We start from the raw sequence: 17,862 nt of genomic DNA on the forward strand, positions 1-17,862 counted from the left end.
TGATTTCGATCACATCTTAGCCTTACTACCATACAGCTTATTTAGATATAGTTTTATATTGAAATAATATTTATAATTATATTAGGCTTTGCCTTAAATGAGTGTTTATTTTTAAATTCATTTAAAGTACAGCCTAGTATTGGAATTATTTGTATATTTAAATGGGGTCATATGGAGGAAGATAAATGAAAAAAAATGGAGCACAAAGGGAATTTAAAAAGATAAAAAGTCAATTTAATCAAATTGAAGAAATAGTATATCATTCAAAACCAGGAGCACTTGTAGAACAAGAGTCAGCAATAAGAAAGAAATTGAGAAAGTTAAAGGAGATGGAAAGGGAAGGCTTTAGAGATTTTAAAGATATATATGACAGTTATGAAGAACTTCTAGAGGAAACTTCTAGGAGAATGCTTGATTATTATAATAAGAAAAATGGTACGGATTTTGATTTTGGAGAGGTTATAAAAGGAAATTATAATGCTTTTTTAAATTCAGGTTTTATGACGGTACTCACTAAACATCATATACCAAGGTTAATCGCCAAAGAGTTTGAAGAAAAGTTCCCGGAAAATCCTAAGGATGAATATACTGAAACCAGAAAAATGCACAGAAAAATTTATATTCATTTAGGTGATACTAATACAGGAAAAACCTACAATGCTGTAGAACGTCTTAAAACAGCAAAAAAGGGAGTATATTTGTCGCCACTTAGAATATTAGCTTTAGAGAATTTTGAAAAACTAAATAATGAGGGCGTAGTTTGTGACTTATTAACTGGAGAAGAAGAGATATTAAAACCGGACTCAACACATATTTCTTGTACAATAGAAAAGGTTAATTTAAGCGAATATTATGACATAGCCGTTATAGATGAAATTCAAATGATTAAAGATGAAAGAAGGGGAATGGCATGGAGCAGAGCCCTTCTTGGCTTAAAGTGCAGTGAGATTCATATATGTGGAGCAGCTAATGCTAGAGGAATTTTGGAGACAATCTTGAAAGACTGTAGAGATGACTATGAAATTAAGGAATACAAAAGAGCTATTCCACTGGAAGTTGAGAATAAAAGCTTTAACTATAAGGATGTTAAAGCTGGTGATGCTGTTGTAGTATTTTCTAAAAAGAGAGTACTTGAAATAGCCCAGAATTATTCTACTAAAGGTATCAAAGTTAGTGTAATATATGGAGATTTACCACCTGAGGTTAGAAAAATGCAGTATGAGCAATTTATAAATAAGGAAACAAAGGTTTTAGTAACTACCGATGCAATAGGTATGGGAGTTAATTTGCCTATCAGGAGGATTATTTTTGTCACTATAAAAAAATTTGACGGAGAAGAAATACGAGAATTAACTTCACAGGAAGTAAAGCAGATAGCTGGACGTGCAGGTCGAATTGGAATTTACGATGTAGGATATGTGGCAAGTGTTGGAGACACTCAAGATTTTATTAGAGATAGGCTAGAAGTTTTAGATAGTGATATAGAAAAAGCAGTTATTGGACCATCTGATGCCATACTTAAAATTAAGGGATTGCCTTTAAGCGAAAAATTAGCCTTGTGGAGTACTAGGGAAGAAAAGCTGAACTACTATACTAAAATGGACATTAGTGAATACATAATAATTTTAGATAAGATAAAGAAGTATAGACTAAAAGAAGAAATACAGTGGGATTTGCTCAAGGTTCCATTTGATGTATCAAGAGAAGAACTTATGAATACATTTTTGGGTTATGTAGATGAGTTATTTATAAGTAAGCATGATGTTCTATTTAAACCTCAGTGTTTTGAAGGTAATCTAGATAATTTAGAAATATACTACCAAAAAATAAATATGTATTATTCATTTTCTAAGATATTTAATTTAGAATTTGATGCAGAATGGGTTTACAGCAAAAGAAAAGAGGTAAGTGAAGCTATAAATGAGATATTAGTTAGGATATAATGGTGACAGTTGGATTAAAGTCTCTAGTTTCAAGATGGTTTATCTTTAGAAAGCACTAATCTTCGGTGATTAGTGCTTTTTTATAGTGTATTGAATTTAATTAAAAAATTGTGATATAATGGATTACATCGATGAAAAGCTTTACTTTTTTAGGTAAATAAAGCTTTTAAAGGATATTGCCATATTAAAACAGAATAGAGTCTTGTGTATTGGAGAGTATTAATATGAAAAAATTAATTAAGAAATTTAAAAACTTTAAAATAGGTACAAAAATAGTAGTATGTTATCTTATATTATCTGTATTATCAATATCCTTCAGCACCTTTATATATTATGAGATAAATAAGAGGATAATGACACGTAAGGTAAGTGAAATGGCTCTTCAGACCTTGCAAACAATAGATTCCAGTTTGGACGTGCTTATGTATACAGTTAATAATGAATCAAAGATTATACTGTCCAATCAAGGACTTCAAAATGTTTTGCGCAGTGGATACAATGGTTTTAATTATGATAGCCAAATTGCTACCAACAGATACCTTACAGAATTTATACAATCAAATATGTTTATATCTTCTGTTTATATATTTGATAACTACGGAAATAGATACTTTGTGGATAAAAAATCATATAAGTCTTTCAATCTTGAAGATATAAAACAAACTAAGTGGTATGATGAAATTTTTAAGGCAAAGGGAGGAGCTATAATAAAACTTAACGCTGGGGGTCTGTTTAATGAACCTGACGAAAATTATGTATCAATTATGAGAGTTATAAATGATTTAGATACTCAGAAGCCTATAGGAACAATGATAGTAAATATACCAGAAGAAGCAATTGTAAATTCTTTTAATAATATTACAAGGCAAGGAAGCACTAATATTTTGCTTAGGGATGAGAATAACAATAATATTATTCATTATAATAATTTATCTGAATATTGTATTGAAGATAAAGTACAAGGAAGTCACTATTACTATATTAAGAAAGTAAAAGGAAATGATTATATTATATCTTATTTGAAAAATAACCTAAGCTGGAAAGTAATTAGTATAGTGCCTTTTAAGGAGCTTTCAAATCAATCCAATATATATAAGACAATTATACTTAATATGCTTATACTAAATGGTATTATGTGCCTATTAGGTTTAATATTAATATCCTACAGCATAACGAAACCTATAGACAAGCTAATAAAATCTATGATAGGAGTTGAAAATGGCGAATTTAAGAAGGTAAGTGTAAGTACAGGAAATGATGAAATTGGAAAGCTAAAGGATGTATACAACACCATGATTTGCAGAATAGAGAATTTAATAGAACAAATTGTGAAGGAGCAAAAGATAAAAAGGAAGGCTGAACTAGATGTGCTGCAATCTCAAATAAAACCTCACTTCCTCTACAATTCTTTTGATGCCATAAGTTGTTTGGCATTAGATGGAAGAAATAATGAGGTGTATGAAATTATAAAGGCATTAGGGAATTTTTATAGGACAAGCCTTAGTAATGGAAGAGAGGTTATATACATTCGGGAAGAATTACAAACAGTTAAAAGTTATCTTACGATACAACAAATAAGATATGATAATATGTTTAGCGTTCATATGGATATAGATAAAAGAGCTAATGAATATAAAATATTAAGGTTAGTTCTGCAGCCTTTAATAGAAAATGCAATATATCACGGAATAAAGCCTACGAGAAGAGGAGGCAACATATTTGTAAGAACTTTACTTAAAAAAGATTGCATTGAACTTGTAGTTGAAGATGATGGTGTTGGAATGAGCACGGATACACTTATAAATATACAAGAGCATAATGCTGGGGGGATAGGCCTGCATGGAACTATGGAAAGGTTAAATATTTTTTATAATAGTAAAAGCAATTTTCAAGTAGAAAGTAAGCTTGGAAAAGGAACAAAGGTTACAATTTGTATTCCTATAGGTGAGGAGGGTAATGATGGAAAGTAATATTGTTAAAGTTGTAATTGTTGACGATGAGCACCTAGTAAGAAAATTGCTGAAAAGATGTATAGACTGGAATTCTATTGGCATGGAAATTGTAGGAGAGGCTTCATCTGGGGAAGAGGCAATAGAGGTAATTGATAGATATAGGCCGCAGCTTGTTTTTACGGATATTTGTATGACTAATATGGATGGCATTGAGTGTGCCGATTTTATAAAGAAAAAGTATCCTAGAATCAAGGTAGTGGTTATCTCAGGTTATGATGATTTTAAGTATGCACAAAGGAGCATTAGAGCTGGAATTGAGGATTACTTATTGAAACCTATTAATGATGAGGTAGTACTTAAGACAGCCTTAAAGGTAAAAAAAGAAATAGAAAATGAACGTGAAGTTGTCTCTGAGTATATTAATCTTAAGAAACAATTTGCTGAAAGCTTACCCTTTTTAAGAGAAAGACTTTTTAATAGTCTTATTCATTTAGATATGAATATTGATGAAGTAAAAAGGCAAATGGATTATTTAAATTTTAAGTTTAAGCATAGTAAATTTCAGGTAGCAGCTATGGAGTTAATATTAAAGTATCATGATAACTATTCAAAGAAGGAGACAATTTATGAAACTAAGATATTGGACAAATTAAAGGATAGTTTAAAGAAATACGATGATATAAATATTTTTTTGGATGATGATTATAGAATAGTTATTATAGATAACAGTGAGAAAAATGTACTTGAAAGAGCAGCTCAAGATTTAAAAGACAATATTTTCGATAAATTTGAGCTGTATTATTGTATTGGAATTGGTAGTACTAAAATTGGTATAGAAAATATAAAGGAGTCGTATAAGGAAGCGTTGGAGGCCATAAATTATAGATTAATTATGGGTCAGGATTCCATAATAAAATATAGCAATATAAGTTTATGTACAGAAAATCACGTGAACACATCTATTGAGATTGATGATAAGCTTAAAGTATATTTCTTATCTGGTTCAAAAGAAAAGGTACAGGGTATTATAGATGATATCTTTGAAAAAAAAGATATGCTTATAGGTATGTCTAAAAATACTATAAAGGAATATGCTTTTGGCTATATATCTATAATTTTTGAAGTTCTAAAGGAGTTTAATAGAGATGCGGAAGAGTTTCACCTGAAAAAGTATAATATATATAAAAGTATATTTGAGCTTGATACGATTCAAGATATCAAAAAATATGTAACAGATATTAGTTCTAAAGCTTTAGAGATAGTAAATTATCACAAAAGCAAAAAGTCTAGTAAACTTATTGATGACATAATCGAATACATAAAATTAAATCTTGGAGATTCTCAGTTATCTTTAGCTAAAGCAGCTAAGGTGTTCTTTGTTAATCCAAGTTATTTAAGCAGGATATTTAAAAAAGAAATGGATATAAATTTTATGGAATATTTGAGCAAGATTAGGATTGATAAAGCTATAATGCTCATTAGTAATACAGATTTCAAGGCATATGAGATAAGTGAAAAAGTTGGCTTCTCTGATTCTAGCTATTTTAGTACTTGCTTTAAAAGATATACTGGAGTTTCTGTTAGCGAATATAGGAAGGCTAAATTAAACAGGTAAAAATATTTAAAGAAAAAGTAAAAATTTTCAATTCAAGTGAAAACGTTTATGGAATATTATCTTATTGTAAACAAAAACAAAATAGTAATGGGGGAAGTCATATGAATAAAAAGTTTAAGAGAATTTCAGCATTAGCACTAACACTTGCATTATCTTCAACTCTTATGGCGTGTGGTAGTAGTTCTGCTAATGGTTCGAGTGCTGGGGGAGATAAAAAAATCACATTGAAATTTTGGCACATTTGGACTTCTGATACTGACTCAAATAAGAAAAATGTAGAGGAAGTAGTAAAGCAGTGGAATGCTGCAAATCCGAATGTGCAGATTGTGGCAGAGGGAACTGAAAATGAAGCTTATAAGACTAAAATAAAAACAGCTATATCGGCTAATGAAGCTCCAGATATATTTTACACATGGGGAGCTGGTTTTTCCCAACCATTTATTGATGCAGGTAAGGTTTTGCCTTTGGATGATTATTTAAAAGATGGAACTAAGGATAAATTGCTTAAAGGATCCCTAGATTATTTAACCTATAATAATAAAGTTTATGGTCTTCCGTATACCAGTGATATAGGTATATTCTATGTTAACAAGGAATTGTTTGAGAAGAATGGTATAAAAATACCTGCAACTTATGACGAATTAGTAAATGCAGTGAAAGCGTTTAGAGCTAAGGGAATAACTCCTATAGCTGTTGGAGAAAAAGATAAATGGCCTGGAATGTTTTATTACGATGCATTAGCACTTCGCTTAGGTGGTGCTAAATTAAGCAATGATGCTTTAGCTAAAAAAGCATCATTTGAAAATCCTGTTTTTGTTAATGCAGCAGCAAAATTAAAGGAACTTATAGATGTTGGGGCATTTGATTCAGCAGCTCTTGGACTGACTAGAGATGAATCAGAAGTACCGTTCCTTCAAGGAAAGGTACCAATGTATTATAACGGAAGCTGGTTTGCAGGTTCTACTGAACAAAATAGTTCAGCAGTTAAGGGCAAAGTAGAAGCTTTAAATTTTCCAGCCGTTACTGGCGGTAAAGGCGACGAAAATGAAATTTTAGGTGGGCCTATTGCTGGCTTCATGGTTAATGCAAATACACAGCATAAAGCTGAAGCTGCTAAGGCCGCAAAATATTTATCAGAGAACATAGCTAAGAGATTATCCACTTCAGGAGCCGGAGTATCAGCATGGAAATTAAGTGATGATGAATCAAAATTTGATCCACTTATTAAGCAGGTAAATGACATAGCTAAAAAAGCTACAGGAAATGTTGTTTGGTGGGATAGTTATCTTGCAGGTTCAGATGCAGATACCCATAAGGATTTAGTTGCGCAGATTTTTGGTAAACAAATAACTCCAGAGAATTTTGCAAAGCAAATGCAGGCAATTAATAAAAAGTAGATAAAGCTTTTTTATGAAGCTCCTGTTAATTATGAACCATAATAGATAAACAACGTGAAAGATTTAAATTCACACCATTTTGTCTATCTATAGTATTTAATTAACAGGAGAATTCAAATAATTCTTGGAGGTATTAAGTAATGGATAGGATTTTAAAGGATAAAAAAGCAATATTCTTATTTGTTTTTCCAGCTGCACTAGTGTTTACCGTAATAATTATACTTCCTATTATTTTTTCAGCATATTATAGCTTGTTGAATTGGAATGGAATTGGAAAGGGAACATTTGTTGGCTTAAAGAATTATATAAATTTATTTGTTAATAATACAGATGGTTTTACAAAATCGGTAAAGAACTCTTTTGTTCTTGCTTTACTTTCAGTAGTTATTCAATTGCCAATATCTCTTTTATTAGCTTTGATTTTAGCTAGAGGTGTAAAGGGTGAAGGCTTCTTTAGAACTATATATTTTATACCAGTAATAATATCAACGGTAGTTATCGGTCAGCTTTGGATGAAAATATATCATCCTGAGTATGGTATGTTAAATATAATTCTTAAAGGGATAGGCTTGGGTGGACTATCACATGCTTGGCTGGCAGAAGGAAAGACTGCCCTTGGTGCAGCTTTTATTCCAATTTTATGGCAATATATAGGATATCATATGCTTTTAATGTATGCTGGAATTAAGTCTATTTCCCCAGATATATATGAGGCAGCAAAAATTGATGGAGCTTCTGAGTTTCATATGGCTACTAGAATAACTATTCCTCTTATTAAACCTATATTAGAAGTGTGTGTAGTATTTGCAGTTACAGGTTCTTTTAAATCCTTCGATTTAATTTACATTTTAACAAATGGAGGACCGCTACATGCAAGTGAGGTTCCAAGTACATTGATGTACAATACTATTTTTAATAAGTACATGTATGGATATGGAAGCGCTATGTCCACATTTATTATTGTAGAATGCTTAGTATTCACCTTAATAATACGTAAGGCATTTCAGCGTAGAAAGGGCGATGAATTTTAATGAGGAATAGGAGGGATTTTTATGGAGCAGATTGAGTTGAAGTCTAAAGTAACCTTGAAAGCAGCTTCAAAGAAAAAAATAAGTATTAAAGGTATACTTTTAATGATAGTATTAATTATAGTTGGAATAATTCAGTTATATCCGTTAGTTTGGTTGCTGCTAGTTTCATTTAAAAACAATGGAGAGATTTTTGGTGGCAATGTACTTGGACTTCCTAAGGTATGGAGAGTTTCTAACTATAACAGTGCTCTTACCAGTGGCAACATAGGAGTATTTTTTATAAACAGTGTAATTGTCACTGCTTTAACTATTGTTATTTCAAGTATTCTTATAGCAACAGCATCATACGCTATAACTCGTATGAAGTGGAAATTTAGTAAAATTACATTAGGCATATTTTTACTAGGTATGATGGTACCTATACATTCTACATTATTACCTCTATTTTTAATATTAAGAAAGATAAATATATTAAATACCTATTGGGCTTTAATAATTCCATATGTAGCTTTTGCACTTCCAATGGGGATTTTTATAATAACAGGTTTTTTTGAAGGAATACCAAAAGAATTAGAAGAGGCTGCGTGCATTGATGGATGTAATATATATCAAATTTTTATGAAGATTGATCTACCTTTATTGAAGCCAGCTTTATCAACCGTTGCGATTTTTACATACTTGTCAAGCTGGAATGAATTGATGTTTGCAAATACTTTTTTAAACAACCCTAAATTGGAAACCTTGACTGTCGGCATCATGGGAATGGCAGGACAGCATGCTACTGAATGGGGTCCAATTTTAGCGGGACTTGTTATTGCAACCCTACCAACAATTTTAATATATATACCTTTAAGCAATCAGGTACAAAAAAGTTTGATTTCTGGTGCTGTTAAAGGTTAGCTTTAATTATGAAAGAAAGTGAATCTGATAATTATTAGATTTGCTTTCTTTTATTTTAGTCTAGTTGTATTTGAGCGTTTATCTATAGTTCATAGGGTACTTTACTGTTGTAATTAATTGATAAAGTATTATACTCTAATTATAATAATTAATTAAAGTAAAGCAAAGTATTTAAGGAGATAGCTATGCCAAATGAATTTTACAAGAAAATAGATGTAAATGAAAAAACTTATGCTAAGTATTTGCCTGCTTTTGAAGCTGTAAAAAAATTAGAGAGTAAGAATTCCCCTGTGATTATTGCCATTGATGGAAGGTGCGCAAGTGGTAAGAGTTTTTTAGCTAAACTCTTTGAAAAGAGATTTTCTTGCAACGTATTTCATATGGATGACTTTTTCTTGCCCTTCGATATTAAAACCCCAAAAAGACTTCAAGAGCCTGGTGGAAATGTGCATTATGAAAGGTTTAAAGAGGAAGTTCTTAGAGGTTTACAAAAGCATGAAGCAGTTACCTATAGGCCTTATGATTGTTCAAAAGGAATGCTAAGAGAACCTATACATAAAGAGTTTAAAAACCTTACTTTTATTGAAGGTTCATATAGCCTTCACAAATCACTAGAAAAGGCTTATGATTACAAGATTTTTTTGACTATAGCTCCAAAAGTTCAGCAGGAACGTATTTTAAAGCGTAATGGAGAAAAAATGCTGCAAAATTTTATAGGCAAGTGGATTCCTATGGAGGAACATTACTTTTCTTCATTAAAAATTGAAGCAAAATGTGATCTTGTTATAGATACAAGTGATTTATAGGAGTTGCGCAAGGAATTCTGCTTTTTCTTCTATATTTAGTGAAATTTCATTTTTAGAAGGAGAACCATCTCCAATTATGCTTCCAATTATGGTGTATCCACCAGCTTTAAAAATTGCTTCGATGGCTTGGAGAGTACCTTTTGCTTGATTTTGAAGTTCACTAATTGGGTATGGAGTATTACAGGTGGTAACCATAACAGCTTTTTTACCTTTTTGCAAAGGAGTTGGTGGTTCTAATCCACTTGCAGGCATACTTTCAAAGGCAGTTAGGTTTCTATCTATAAGCAGCTTTAATTGCCCTGATATATTTCCAAAATAAGTGGGACTACCAATGATTAAAACATCAGCAGAGTGAATTTTGTGCCATACCATGTGTGCGTCATCCTTAGGAAGAAGACATTCCTTATTTGGTCTGCATTTTAGGCAGCTTAAGCAAGGTCTAATCCTTAAATCGTATGCATGTATCCATTCAATACAATGTTTGGAATTAATTTTTCTTTCTATGCATTTCATTATGTTAACTGTGTATCCATTTTTTCTAGGTGAACCATTTAAAAATAATATTTTCATTTTAGTATTTCTCCTTATATTTTATTGTTATATAAATATATTAGCGTGTTATTTATGGCGGTGACAGAAGCTTATTTGTACTGGTATAAATTATAATAGGATAGAAATGGAAGTTTTAATATGAAAAGAGAGCATTATAAGGAACTAGGAGCTTTTTTGAAGACAAGAAGAGCCAAAATTTCACCATTGGAGGTTGGCCTTTCAGAAGACTTAAGGCGCCGTACACCAGGTCTTAGAAGGGAAGAGGTTGCAGCACTTTCTGGAATAGGTTTAACTTGGTATACATGGCTTGAACAAGGACGGGATATAAAAGTGTCATCAGCTGTACTGGAAAGTTTGGCAAGGGTTTTACTACTTGATGAGCAAGAGAAAGCCCATCTTTATACTTTAGCAGGGCAGGTATTAGAAGAAGAGATTTCTTCAAGTGAAATAATAGTAACTCCAGTTCTTCAACGAGTACTAGATAGCTTAGTATTAAGTCCATCTTTTATAATGGACACAAGATGGAATATTATTTCTTGGAATAAAGCAGCAAGTGCTGTATTTGGCGATTTTAATAAAATAAATGTATGTGAGCGAAATATGGTTTGGATGATGTTTAATAATGATGCGTATAAAAGCTTATTTGTTGACTGGGAGTTTCATGCAAAAGGGATGCTTGCAAGGTTTCGTTCAACAACGGCAAAATATATTGATGATCTATGGCTTATTGAGTTTATTGAAAAACTTAAGAAAAAGAGCGAAAAGTTTAGTTTGTGGTGGTCTAAGTATGAAGTTGAAACAAAAATTGGATTCCATAAGAAGATAAAGCATCCAGCAGCGGAAACGATGATTTTTGAGTTTGCTAGTTTTGATGTTTCTGATAGTCCTAATTTAAAATTAATTGTTAACAATCCCTTGCCTGGAACAGATACTGATATAAAGATAAAATTGCTGCTAAAGATAGACAACTTGGAATATTAAAACAGCTGAATTGTATTTTGGAACATGTTGGTTATATGAACATATATCAATTGTCCTCTGTCCATTGTCAACTGATTAAAACGTCCAAAATATTACTTGTAAAGTTTTAACATCAGCTATTTTAAACTTTCAGCTTGTTTATCTATATAGATAAACCTCTTCAACTATTGAAATTCATGTGCAGCAAAATGCTCAGAAGACGGCATTTGGGTAAAAATAAATTTCAAGTTTCAGAGTGGTTTATCTTTAGATGAAAAGTAAGTTATTTAGCTTCTTTATTAATTGTGCTGCAGTAGTCTGCTCCCCATTCACTAATCATATCTAAAATAGGCAGAACTGTAAGACCTTTTTTGGTTAAAGAGTATTCTACCTTTGGCGGTATTTGAGCGTATACATTGCGATTTACTAACCCATCGGCTTCAAGTTCTCGAAGTTCTTGGGTTAGAATTTTTTGAGTTATAGTCTCGAGAATGCGTTTAAGCTCCCCAAAGCGCAGAACCTTATTCTGTAAATGCCATAGTATAAGAGGTTTCCATTTGCCTCCAATTACACTTAAAGCTAATGCAATAGAGCATTTATATGGAATTCCATTATGAATCATTGTGCAATTATTATCATTCATTTTATAATCTCCTTCTATAAAATAGTATCCCAAAGGTTACTATAACACATATAAGTGCCTACTTAACAACGAGAAATCCAATGACTATAATTATAGCATATAGTGAAGGGAGAAATTTGAGATGGAAGATATTTTGAAAAAAGAAGTGGTATATAAAGTTGACAGTATGGAAGAGGTTAATGTATCAAAGAATATAGTATATAAGGCTTATGAAAATACAAAACTTTTTATGGATATGTACTTTAGTAAAAATTCGAAAGAAAAATCACCTGCTGTAGTGCTGGTGCATGGAGAAGCTCATAATATAAATTTTAAGGAAGTAGGCCAATATGTTTCACTGGGAAAACTAGTTGCTGCAGCTGGTTTGAAGGCAGTAACTTTTAATCATAGAGTTTTATCAGATGGATTTACGATTGAGGAGGTTAATAGTGACATAAATGAGCTTATTAAGTTTTTAATAGAAAATGCTGATAAGTTAAGTATAGATGAAAATAAGATTGCTATTTGGTGCTTTTCTGGAGGCGCTCCATTTGGTCTATATGCTGGTATTAATAGTTTTTCTAATAATGTGAAATGCATAGCAGCATATTATGGAATCTCTGATTTTAAAGTTGCAGCACAATTGTTTGGAGCTGATGTTAATATAAAAGCTGAGGAGGTAGAAAAATATTCTCCAATAAATATTATAGATAAAAATCCACATGATATTCCTCCGATGCTTATTGCAAGAGCAGGACTTGATAATCCTATACTTAATGATTCTCTTGATAAATTTATTATGAAAGCACTGGATAATAATTTAAGCATTGATATTTATAATCATACTGATGGAGGACATGCATTTGATTTATTTAATGATAATGGCAGAACTCACGATATAATGGCTAAAACGCTGGATTTTTTAAAGAAACATCTAAAGCAGTTTAGTAATTGACAGGATAGCTAAATATAATTAAGATTAAAGCAAATGTAAATTAAAAAGTTATTATTTTAGTTTTATGGATTGGAGATAATTATGAAGGATACGGCTTTAATCACTGGTGCATCAAGTGGAATAGGATACGCGCTTGCAAAAGTATTTGCTTTTCATAGGTATAATCTTATTTTGGTTTCAAGAAATGCTGAAAAGCTGAATGAATTAGCTTCTATGCTAAAAGCACAATATGGTATCAGCGTGGAGATTATAATAGAAGACTTATCAAAAGCTGGTGCTGCAAACAGGATATTTGAAAAAGTTGTGAATATGAAACTTACGGTAGATGTGCTTATAAACAATGCGGGAGTAGGTGTAGTTGGATTTTTCCATGAAACTGAGCTTATAAGAGATATAGAAATGATACAACTAAATATTAGCACACTTACTGAAATGACTAAGCTGTTTTCAAGAGAAATGGTAAGGAGAGGAAAAGGCAAAATTTTAAATGTAGGCTCTACGGGGGCATTTGCTCCGGGACCATTTATTGCAGTATATTATGCAACAAAGGCATATGTATTATCCTTTTCAAGGGCTATCAGTAAGGAATTAAAGCAGTATGGAGTAACGGTTACTGCTTTGTGCCCTGGAGCAGTAAAAACAAATTTTTGTAAAACTGCGGGGAAGAGAGATATGCCAGGTGCCATGGAAGCAAGTGTTGTGGCAGAGGCTGCCTACAGGGGCCTTTTAAAAAATAAGAAGATAATAATTCCGGGGATACTTAACAAAATACTAGTTAGACTGCCTCAAGGCTTAGTGAGCACCATTAATTTTAAAAATCAAAGAAAATTAGCAGTTAAAAAAAGCTAATTAATGTTTCAGTAAAAAGCGTATGAAGCTATCGTTATAACATAACCTATTTCTTCTGAATAGTATATTATTAAAATGATATATCTTGGGAGATGAAAAAACTATGTCATATGAAAACATTAAATATGTTTCAAATGGTAAGAGTGTTAGACCTAAGGAGGTAATTAGTATTCCTGTACCTTTATTTAAATCTATGCAGGGAAGATATTTTGTAGGACAAACAGAAGATTTAAAAGTAGGCAATGGAATGAATGCTTGGGCAGGTTTAGTAAATTCATGTGATTCGGGTGTTAATTTATATGCGAATGTATTTACTATTTCAAATTTTTCAGATGAATACTTAACTGCGGAGGTTTGGCTGAATGTTGATTTTTCTGAAAGGGGCAAGGTATCAGATAAGGTTTCACCTAGTAATACAGCTTTAAGACCACTTCCAGAAAACAGGGTGGATATTCGGTTTATAGAATCAACCACTGAAGTTCCGCAAAAAGGAATCAATGTGTATGAAAGAATAGTACCTCCTAAAACAACTCTGGTAGGTGAAGAGGACGGAAAATTTATAGAAGGTCAAAATGGAAATTATACTCTAGTCATAAAATCCTTAAGTTCAGATTTTAATAAGGTAGTAGTTGCCTTTGGATGGTATGAAAAATTAAAGCATTAATAAAAGAATCCTCAAATTGTGAGGGTTCTTTTATTAAGTTAAAGTAATATTGTTTCACTGATTTAGAAATTTAAAACAGAGTAGAGTTAATCGTGTGGTATAATTACATTACTTGGATAATAGTTTTCTATTTTTCCAAGTAAATTATAGCATGGGGGAGTGTAAGTAAAGTGAAAAACAGTATATTAGAACCGTTTATTAAAAGCGTTGAAAACGTTACGATGTGTGGAATTATTGTAATAAAGGATGGAGAAAAAATTGCAGAGTACGATTGGGAGCCAAAGATGCGTATGAATCAATATTCTGCAAGTAAGAGCTTCACTTCGGCAGCAGTTGGTATGGCAATAAAGGAAGGATTAATAAATTTAGATGATAAAGTTATTGAATATTTTCCAGAATCGATTCCGAAAAAGATTCCGCCTGAGTTAGAAAGTTTAAAAGTAAAACATTTGCTTACAATGAGTGTTGGACATGATGAAGCTTATTTAATGGGAACTCAAAGACCATTAATGAAGGAAAAAGATTGGGTAAAATTTTCTTTAGGAATCCCATTCAAGTATAAGCCTGGAACTAAATTTTTATATAGTAATGTTGGACCATATTTAGCAGGTATGATTGTTCAACGAAAAGCAGGTTGTAATTTAGTTGATTACTTAATGCCAAGGCTATTTGAGCCACTTCAAACATTAAGACCAACCTGGGAATGTGATCCTATGGGAAATACTTTTGGTGCAGGCGGATTATTTCTTACTGTGAATGATTTGGCAAAGTTTAGCCAGCTTTATTTGCAAAAGGGTATTTGGAATGGAAAGCAAATTATCCCTAAGGAATGGGTGGAAGCTACTGCAAAGCCTCAAATTTCTACAGATAGAGATGATGTGTATTCAAATGCTTATAGTTATTTGTTTTGGCATGGACCTAACAAATCTTATCGTGCAGATGGTAAGTATGGACAGTTTGGAATTATACTTCCAGAAAAGAATGCAGTCATAGCTATAAATGCTTATAACAGAGATCAAGGAAATATATTAGATTTGCTTTGGAAAAATCTTTATCCAATGATTTAGTACAAGAAGTAGTTCAACTATAGGAGTCTGTGAAAAAGGTGTTTATGTCGAGCATTAAGTCTCATAGGTGACTTGTAAAAAGGATATACATATATTTTTTACACGATCCTACAATAGTAGGCATTAATCTAATAAAATAGGAAAAACTAAATTACATAAAAAATATTAGAGGTGATTTTATGAGTTTACAGGGTTTCTATTTACTTCCCCATCCTCCTATAGTACTTCCGGATGTTGGAAGGGGAGAAGAAAAAAAGATTAGTGCTACCAGTAAAAGCTTTGATGAGGTTGCAAAAGAAATTGCAGAAAAAGCACCAAGCACAATTATAATTGTAACTCCGCATGGTGTTATGTTCCAGGATGCTGTTGCTCTTAGCTACGAGGATAAAATTTATGGAGACTTAGAGAAATTTGGCGTTAACAATGTTTCTATGGAGCTTGAAATTGATAAGAAACTTACTAACAAAATATATGAACTTGTGTATAATGAAGGAATACCTAGTGTAATGGTTTCAAATTCCCTTTTAGGCAAGTATAATGCATCTGTTTTTTTGGATCATGGTGCTATGGTTCCCTTGTATTTTATAAATAAATATTATAAGGGGTATAAGCTTGTACATATTACTTATGCTCCTTTAAGTGATATAGAATTATATAAATTTGGTGTTCAAATTAATAAAGCTGTAGAGGAGCTAAATGAAAATGCGGTTTTTATAGCAAGTGGAGATTTGTCACATAAATTAAAAGAAGAGGGTCCTTATGAATACAGTCCTTTTGGTGAAAAATTTGATAAGGAATTTCTTGGACTTTTGCAAAAGGGTGATGTTAAAGGTGTATTCAGTATAGATGAAGAGACAATATGTAATGCCGGTGAATGTGGAAGGCGTTCAACTGCTATCTTATTAGGTGCTCTTGAAGGGAAAAAATTTAGTGGAGAGCTTTTAAGTTATGAAGGAACCTTTGGGGTAGGCTACGGTGTTATGAAATTTAAGGTTTCCTCTGAGGATTCACCAAAGCTTAAAGAAATAGAGGCAATTCGAACCGCAAGCTATGAAAAGAGAAAAAATCAGAGTGATTCATATGTAAGACTTGCAAGAGAGAGCCTTACCACATATTTAAGCACGGGCAGTAGTATTAATAAGCTTCCGGACTATGTTACAGATGAGATGAAAAATACAAAAAGAGGTGTTTTTGTATCTTTAAAAAAGCATGGAGAGCTTAGAGGCTGCATAGGAACTATATTTCCTTTAACAAATAGTGTGGCAGAAGAAATTGTACGTAATGCTATAGAAGCTGGGTTAAATGATCCTAGATTTTATGAAGTAGAAGAAGAAGAATTAATGGATATTGTTTTTTCGGTGGATGTTTTAACAGAACCTGAACCTGCTTCAAGGAAAGAGCTTGATCCCAAAAAATATGGTGTCATTGTAAGAAGTAAGGGTAAAACTGGACTTCTGCTCCCAGATTTAGAAGGAGTAAATACAGTAGAAGAACAGTTGTCAATAGCCTTAGATAAGGCAGGCATAGATCATTATGAAGAATACTCTATAGAGAAGTTTAAAGTAATCAGGCATAGGGAAGAAGTGTGATAACGTGAAGAGAGAGGCTATGTTTTATGAAAAGCTTAAAGATAATAAGGTTCACTGCTTCTTGTGCCCACATAATTGTGTTATTGAAAATGGAACCTTTGGAAAATGTGGCGTTAGAGCACATGAAAATGGTCAGCTTGTTACAATAAACTATGGAGAAATTACTTCTGCTGCTTTGGATCCTATAGAAAAGAAGCCGCTGTATTATTTTAAACCACATACTCAAATTTTTTCCGTTGGAAGCTTTGGCTGTAATTTTACCTGTGGCTTTTGTCAAAACTATACTATTTCTCAATCTGTAGCCAAAAGTCAGTTTGTATCTAAAGAAGATTTAGTAGATACAGTGTTGTCGATGAAGGACAACATAGGAATAGCATTTACCTATAACGAACCGAGTATTTGGTATGAGTATGTGTATGATTCGGCAAAGCTTTTAAAGGAAACAAGTCCGGATAAAGCAGTAGTAGTTGTAACTAATGGTTATATACAAGAAGAGCCTTTAAAGAAGCTTCTTCCGTATGTAGATGCAATGAATATAGATTTAAAAAGTTTTAACACAATTTACTATAAAGATTTATGTGGAGGAAATTTGATACCTGTACTAGAAACTATAGAAAGGGCAGCAAGGGCTTGTCATGTAGAAATTACTACTTTGCTAGTCAGCGGTGAGAACGATAAGCTGACGGAAGTAGAAGAAATAGCTAAGTTTTTAAGTAACATAAGTCCAGAAATACCACTCCACCTTTCTAGGTACTTTCCTAGGTATAAGCTTGAAAATCCGCCAACGGATGTAGAATTGATGAAAAATGCAGAGAAAACCGCTAAAAAATATCTTAATAAAGTAAGTTTAGGAAATATATAAGCGAGTACTTAATAAATAACTCAAAAGCTAATGGCTCACGAGTTATTTTTTTATAATATCTGCTAAAAGTAAATCTGAATAATTATACAGCCAAAGGT

16 protein-coding genes are annotated in these 17,862 nt (G+C 32.0%); 14 read left to right on the forward strand and 2 right to left on the reverse strand.

Annotation, left to right across the window (positions count from 1 at the left end):
* Positions 1–185 precede the first annotated feature (185 nt).
* From ACJDT4_RS19695 to ACJDT4_RS19725, 7 genes are all read left to right on the forward strand, one after another.
* Positions 186–1,943, forward strand: coding sequence for a helicase-related protein (locus ACJDT4_RS19695; protein WP_406789309.1), 1,758 nt, complete (start codon positions 186–188; stop codon positions 1,941–1,943).
* A 224-nt stretch (positions 1,944–2,167) separates the two neighbouring features.
* The gene (locus ACJDT4_RS19700; RefSeq protein ID WP_406789310.1) at positions 2,168–3,913 is read left to right on the forward strand and encodes a cache domain-containing sensor histidine kinase; all 1,746 of its coding nucleotides are present in this window, start codon (positions 2,168–2,170) and stop codon (positions 3,911–3,913) included.
* Entirely contained in the window at positions 3,903–5,510 is a 1,608-nt protein-coding gene (locus ACJDT4_RS19705; RefSeq protein WP_406789311.1) for a response regulator, read from the forward strand. Before ACJDT4_RS19700 ends, ACJDT4_RS19705 begins: the two co-directional genes overlap by 11 nt.
* A 101-nt stretch (positions 5,511–5,611) precedes the next feature.
* On the forward strand, positions 5,612–6,907 hold the full coding sequence (locus ACJDT4_RS19710; protein WP_406789312.1) for an extracellular solute-binding protein: 1,296 nt from the start codon (positions 5,612–5,614) through the stop codon (positions 6,905–6,907).
* Between the two features lie 140 nt (positions 6,908–7,047).
* Positions 7,048–7,938 (forward strand): carbohydrate ABC transporter permease, encoded by an 891-nt coding sequence (locus ACJDT4_RS19715; protein ID WP_406789313.1) that lies wholly within the window; start codon positions 7,048–7,050, stop codon positions 7,936–7,938.
* Positions 7,939–7,959: 21 nt separating this feature from the next.
* Positions 7,960–8,838 carry a carbohydrate ABC transporter permease gene (locus ACJDT4_RS19720; protein ID WP_406789314.1) on the forward strand — a complete coding sequence of 293 codons (879 nt, stop codon included), beginning with the start codon at positions 7,960–7,962 and terminating at the stop codon, positions 8,836–8,838.
* A gap of 185 nt (positions 8,839–9,023) precedes the next feature.
* Positions 9,024–9,644 (forward strand): uridine kinase family protein, encoded by a 621-nt coding sequence (locus ACJDT4_RS19725; protein ID WP_406789315.1) that lies wholly within the window; start codon positions 9,024–9,026, stop codon positions 9,642–9,644.
* On the opposite strand, the gene ACJDT4_RS19730 is transcribed toward ACJDT4_RS19725, so the two are convergent.
* Positions 9,639–10,214: a flavodoxin family protein gene (locus ACJDT4_RS19730; protein WP_406789316.1), complete on the reverse strand. Its 576-nt coding sequence runs from the start codon at positions 10,212–10,214 to the stop codon at positions 9,639–9,641. The genes ACJDT4_RS19725 and ACJDT4_RS19730 overlap by 6 nt on opposite strands.
* Positions 10,215–10,334: 120 nt before the next feature.
* Between ACJDT4_RS19730 and ACJDT4_RS19735 the strand changes: the two genes are divergently transcribed.
* Complete coding sequence (locus tag ACJDT4_RS19735; RefSeq protein WP_406789317.1) at positions 10,335–11,177, forward strand: helix-turn-helix transcriptional regulator; 843 nt, start codon at positions 10,335–10,337, stop codon at positions 11,175–11,177.
* Positions 11,178–11,439: 262 nt separating this feature from the next.
* Here the strand turns inward: ACJDT4_RS19735 and ACJDT4_RS19740 are convergent, their stop codons facing one another.
* Entirely contained in the window at positions 11,440–11,799 is a 360-nt protein-coding gene (locus tag ACJDT4_RS19740) for a winged helix-turn-helix transcriptional regulator (RefSeq protein ID WP_406789318.1), read from the reverse strand.
* 121 nt (positions 11,800–11,920) lie between these two features.
* On the opposite strand from ACJDT4_RS19740, the gene ACJDT4_RS19745 reads away from it, so the two are divergent.
* The 6 genes from ACJDT4_RS19745 (at position 11,921) to amrS (ending at position 17,764) form a co-directional block, all read left to right on the forward strand.
* A complete protein-coding gene (locus ACJDT4_RS19745; RefSeq protein WP_406789319.1) occupies positions 11,921–12,733 on the forward strand; it encodes an alpha/beta hydrolase in 813 nt (270 codons plus the stop codon).
* 81 nt (positions 12,734–12,814) lie between these two features.
* Complete coding sequence (locus ACJDT4_RS19750; RefSeq protein WP_406789320.1) at positions 12,815–13,582, forward strand: SDR family NAD(P)-dependent oxidoreductase; 768 nt, start codon at positions 12,815–12,817, stop codon at positions 13,580–13,582.
* 103 nt (positions 13,583–13,685) lie between these two features.
* A complete protein-coding gene (locus ACJDT4_RS19755) occupies positions 13,686–14,246 on the forward strand; it encodes a DUF6143 family protein (protein ID WP_406789321.1) in 561 nt (186 codons plus the stop codon).
* Between the two features lie 170 nt (positions 14,247–14,416).
* On the forward strand, positions 14,417–15,313 hold the full coding sequence (locus ACJDT4_RS19760; RefSeq protein WP_406789322.1) for a serine hydrolase domain-containing protein: 897 nt from the start codon (positions 14,417–14,419) through the stop codon (positions 15,311–15,313).
* A 179-nt stretch (positions 15,314–15,492) separates the two neighbouring features.
* A complete protein-coding gene (amrA, locus tag ACJDT4_RS19765) occupies positions 15,493–16,902 on the forward strand; it encodes an AmmeMemoRadiSam system protein A (protein ID WP_406789323.1) in 1,410 nt (469 codons plus the stop codon).
* A gap of 4 nt (positions 16,903–16,906) precedes the next feature.
* Positions 16,907–17,764: an AmmeMemoRadiSam system radical SAM enzyme gene (gene amrS, locus ACJDT4_RS19770; protein WP_406789324.1), complete on the forward strand. Its 858-nt coding sequence runs from the start codon at positions 16,907–16,909 to the stop codon at positions 17,762–17,764.
* The last annotated feature ends 98 nt before the right edge of the window (positions 17,765–17,862 follow it).

Origin of the sequence: Clostridium neuense (genome assembly GCF_045310695.1) — a bacterium.
In the GTDB taxonomy this organism is placed as follows: Bacteria; Bacillota; Clostridia; order Clostridiales; family Clostridiaceae; genus Clostridium_S; species Clostridium_S neuense.

Coding starts and splice junctions, on each gene's coding strand:
- ACJDT4_RS19725 (WP_406789315.1), top strand. CDS start 9,024: ATGCCAAATGAATTTTACAAGAAAATAGATGTAAATGAAAAAACTTAT.
- ACJDT4_RS19750 (WP_406789320.1), top strand. CDS start 12,815: ATGAAGGATACGGCTTTAATCACTGGTGCATCAAGTGGAATAGGATAC.
- ACJDT4_RS19740 (WP_406789318.1), bottom strand. CDS start 11,799: ATGAATGATAATAATTGCACAATGATTCATAATGGAATTCCATATAAA.
- ACJDT4_RS19730 (WP_406789316.1), bottom strand. CDS start 10,214: ATGAAAATATTATTTTTAAATGGTTCACCTAGAAAAAATGGATACACA.
- ACJDT4_RS19735 (WP_406789317.1), top strand. CDS start 10,335: ATGAAAAGAGAGCATTATAAGGAACTAGGAGCTTTTTTGAAGACAAGA.
- ACJDT4_RS19745 (WP_406789319.1), top strand. CDS start 11,921: ATGGAAGATATTTTGAAAAAAGAAGTGGTATATAAAGTTGACAGTATG.
- ACJDT4_RS19755 (WP_406789321.1), top strand. CDS start 13,686: ATGTCATATGAAAACATTAAATATGTTTCAAATGGTAAGAGTGTTAGA.
- ACJDT4_RS19715 (WP_406789313.1), top strand. CDS start 7,048: ATGGATAGGATTTTAAAGGATAAAAAAGCAATATTCTTATTTGTTTTT.
- ACJDT4_RS19695 (WP_406789309.1), top strand. CDS start 186: ATGAAAAAAAATGGAGCACAAAGGGAATTTAAAAAGATAAAAAGTCAA.
- ACJDT4_RS19700 (WP_406789310.1), top strand. CDS start 2,168: ATGAAAAAATTAATTAAGAAATTTAAAAACTTTAAAATAGGTACAAAA.
- ACJDT4_RS19705 (WP_406789311.1), top strand. CDS start 3,903: ATGGAAAGTAATATTGTTAAAGTTGTAATTGTTGACGATGAGCACCTA.
- ACJDT4_RS19710 (WP_406789312.1), top strand. CDS start 5,612: ATGAATAAAAAGTTTAAGAGAATTTCAGCATTAGCACTAACACTTGCA.
- amrA (WP_406789323.1), top strand. CDS start 15,493: ATGAGTTTACAGGGTTTCTATTTACTTCCCCATCCTCCTATAGTACTT.
- ACJDT4_RS19720 (WP_406789314.1), top strand. CDS start 7,960: ATGGAGCAGATTGAGTTGAAGTCTAAAGTAACCTTGAAAGCAGCTTCA.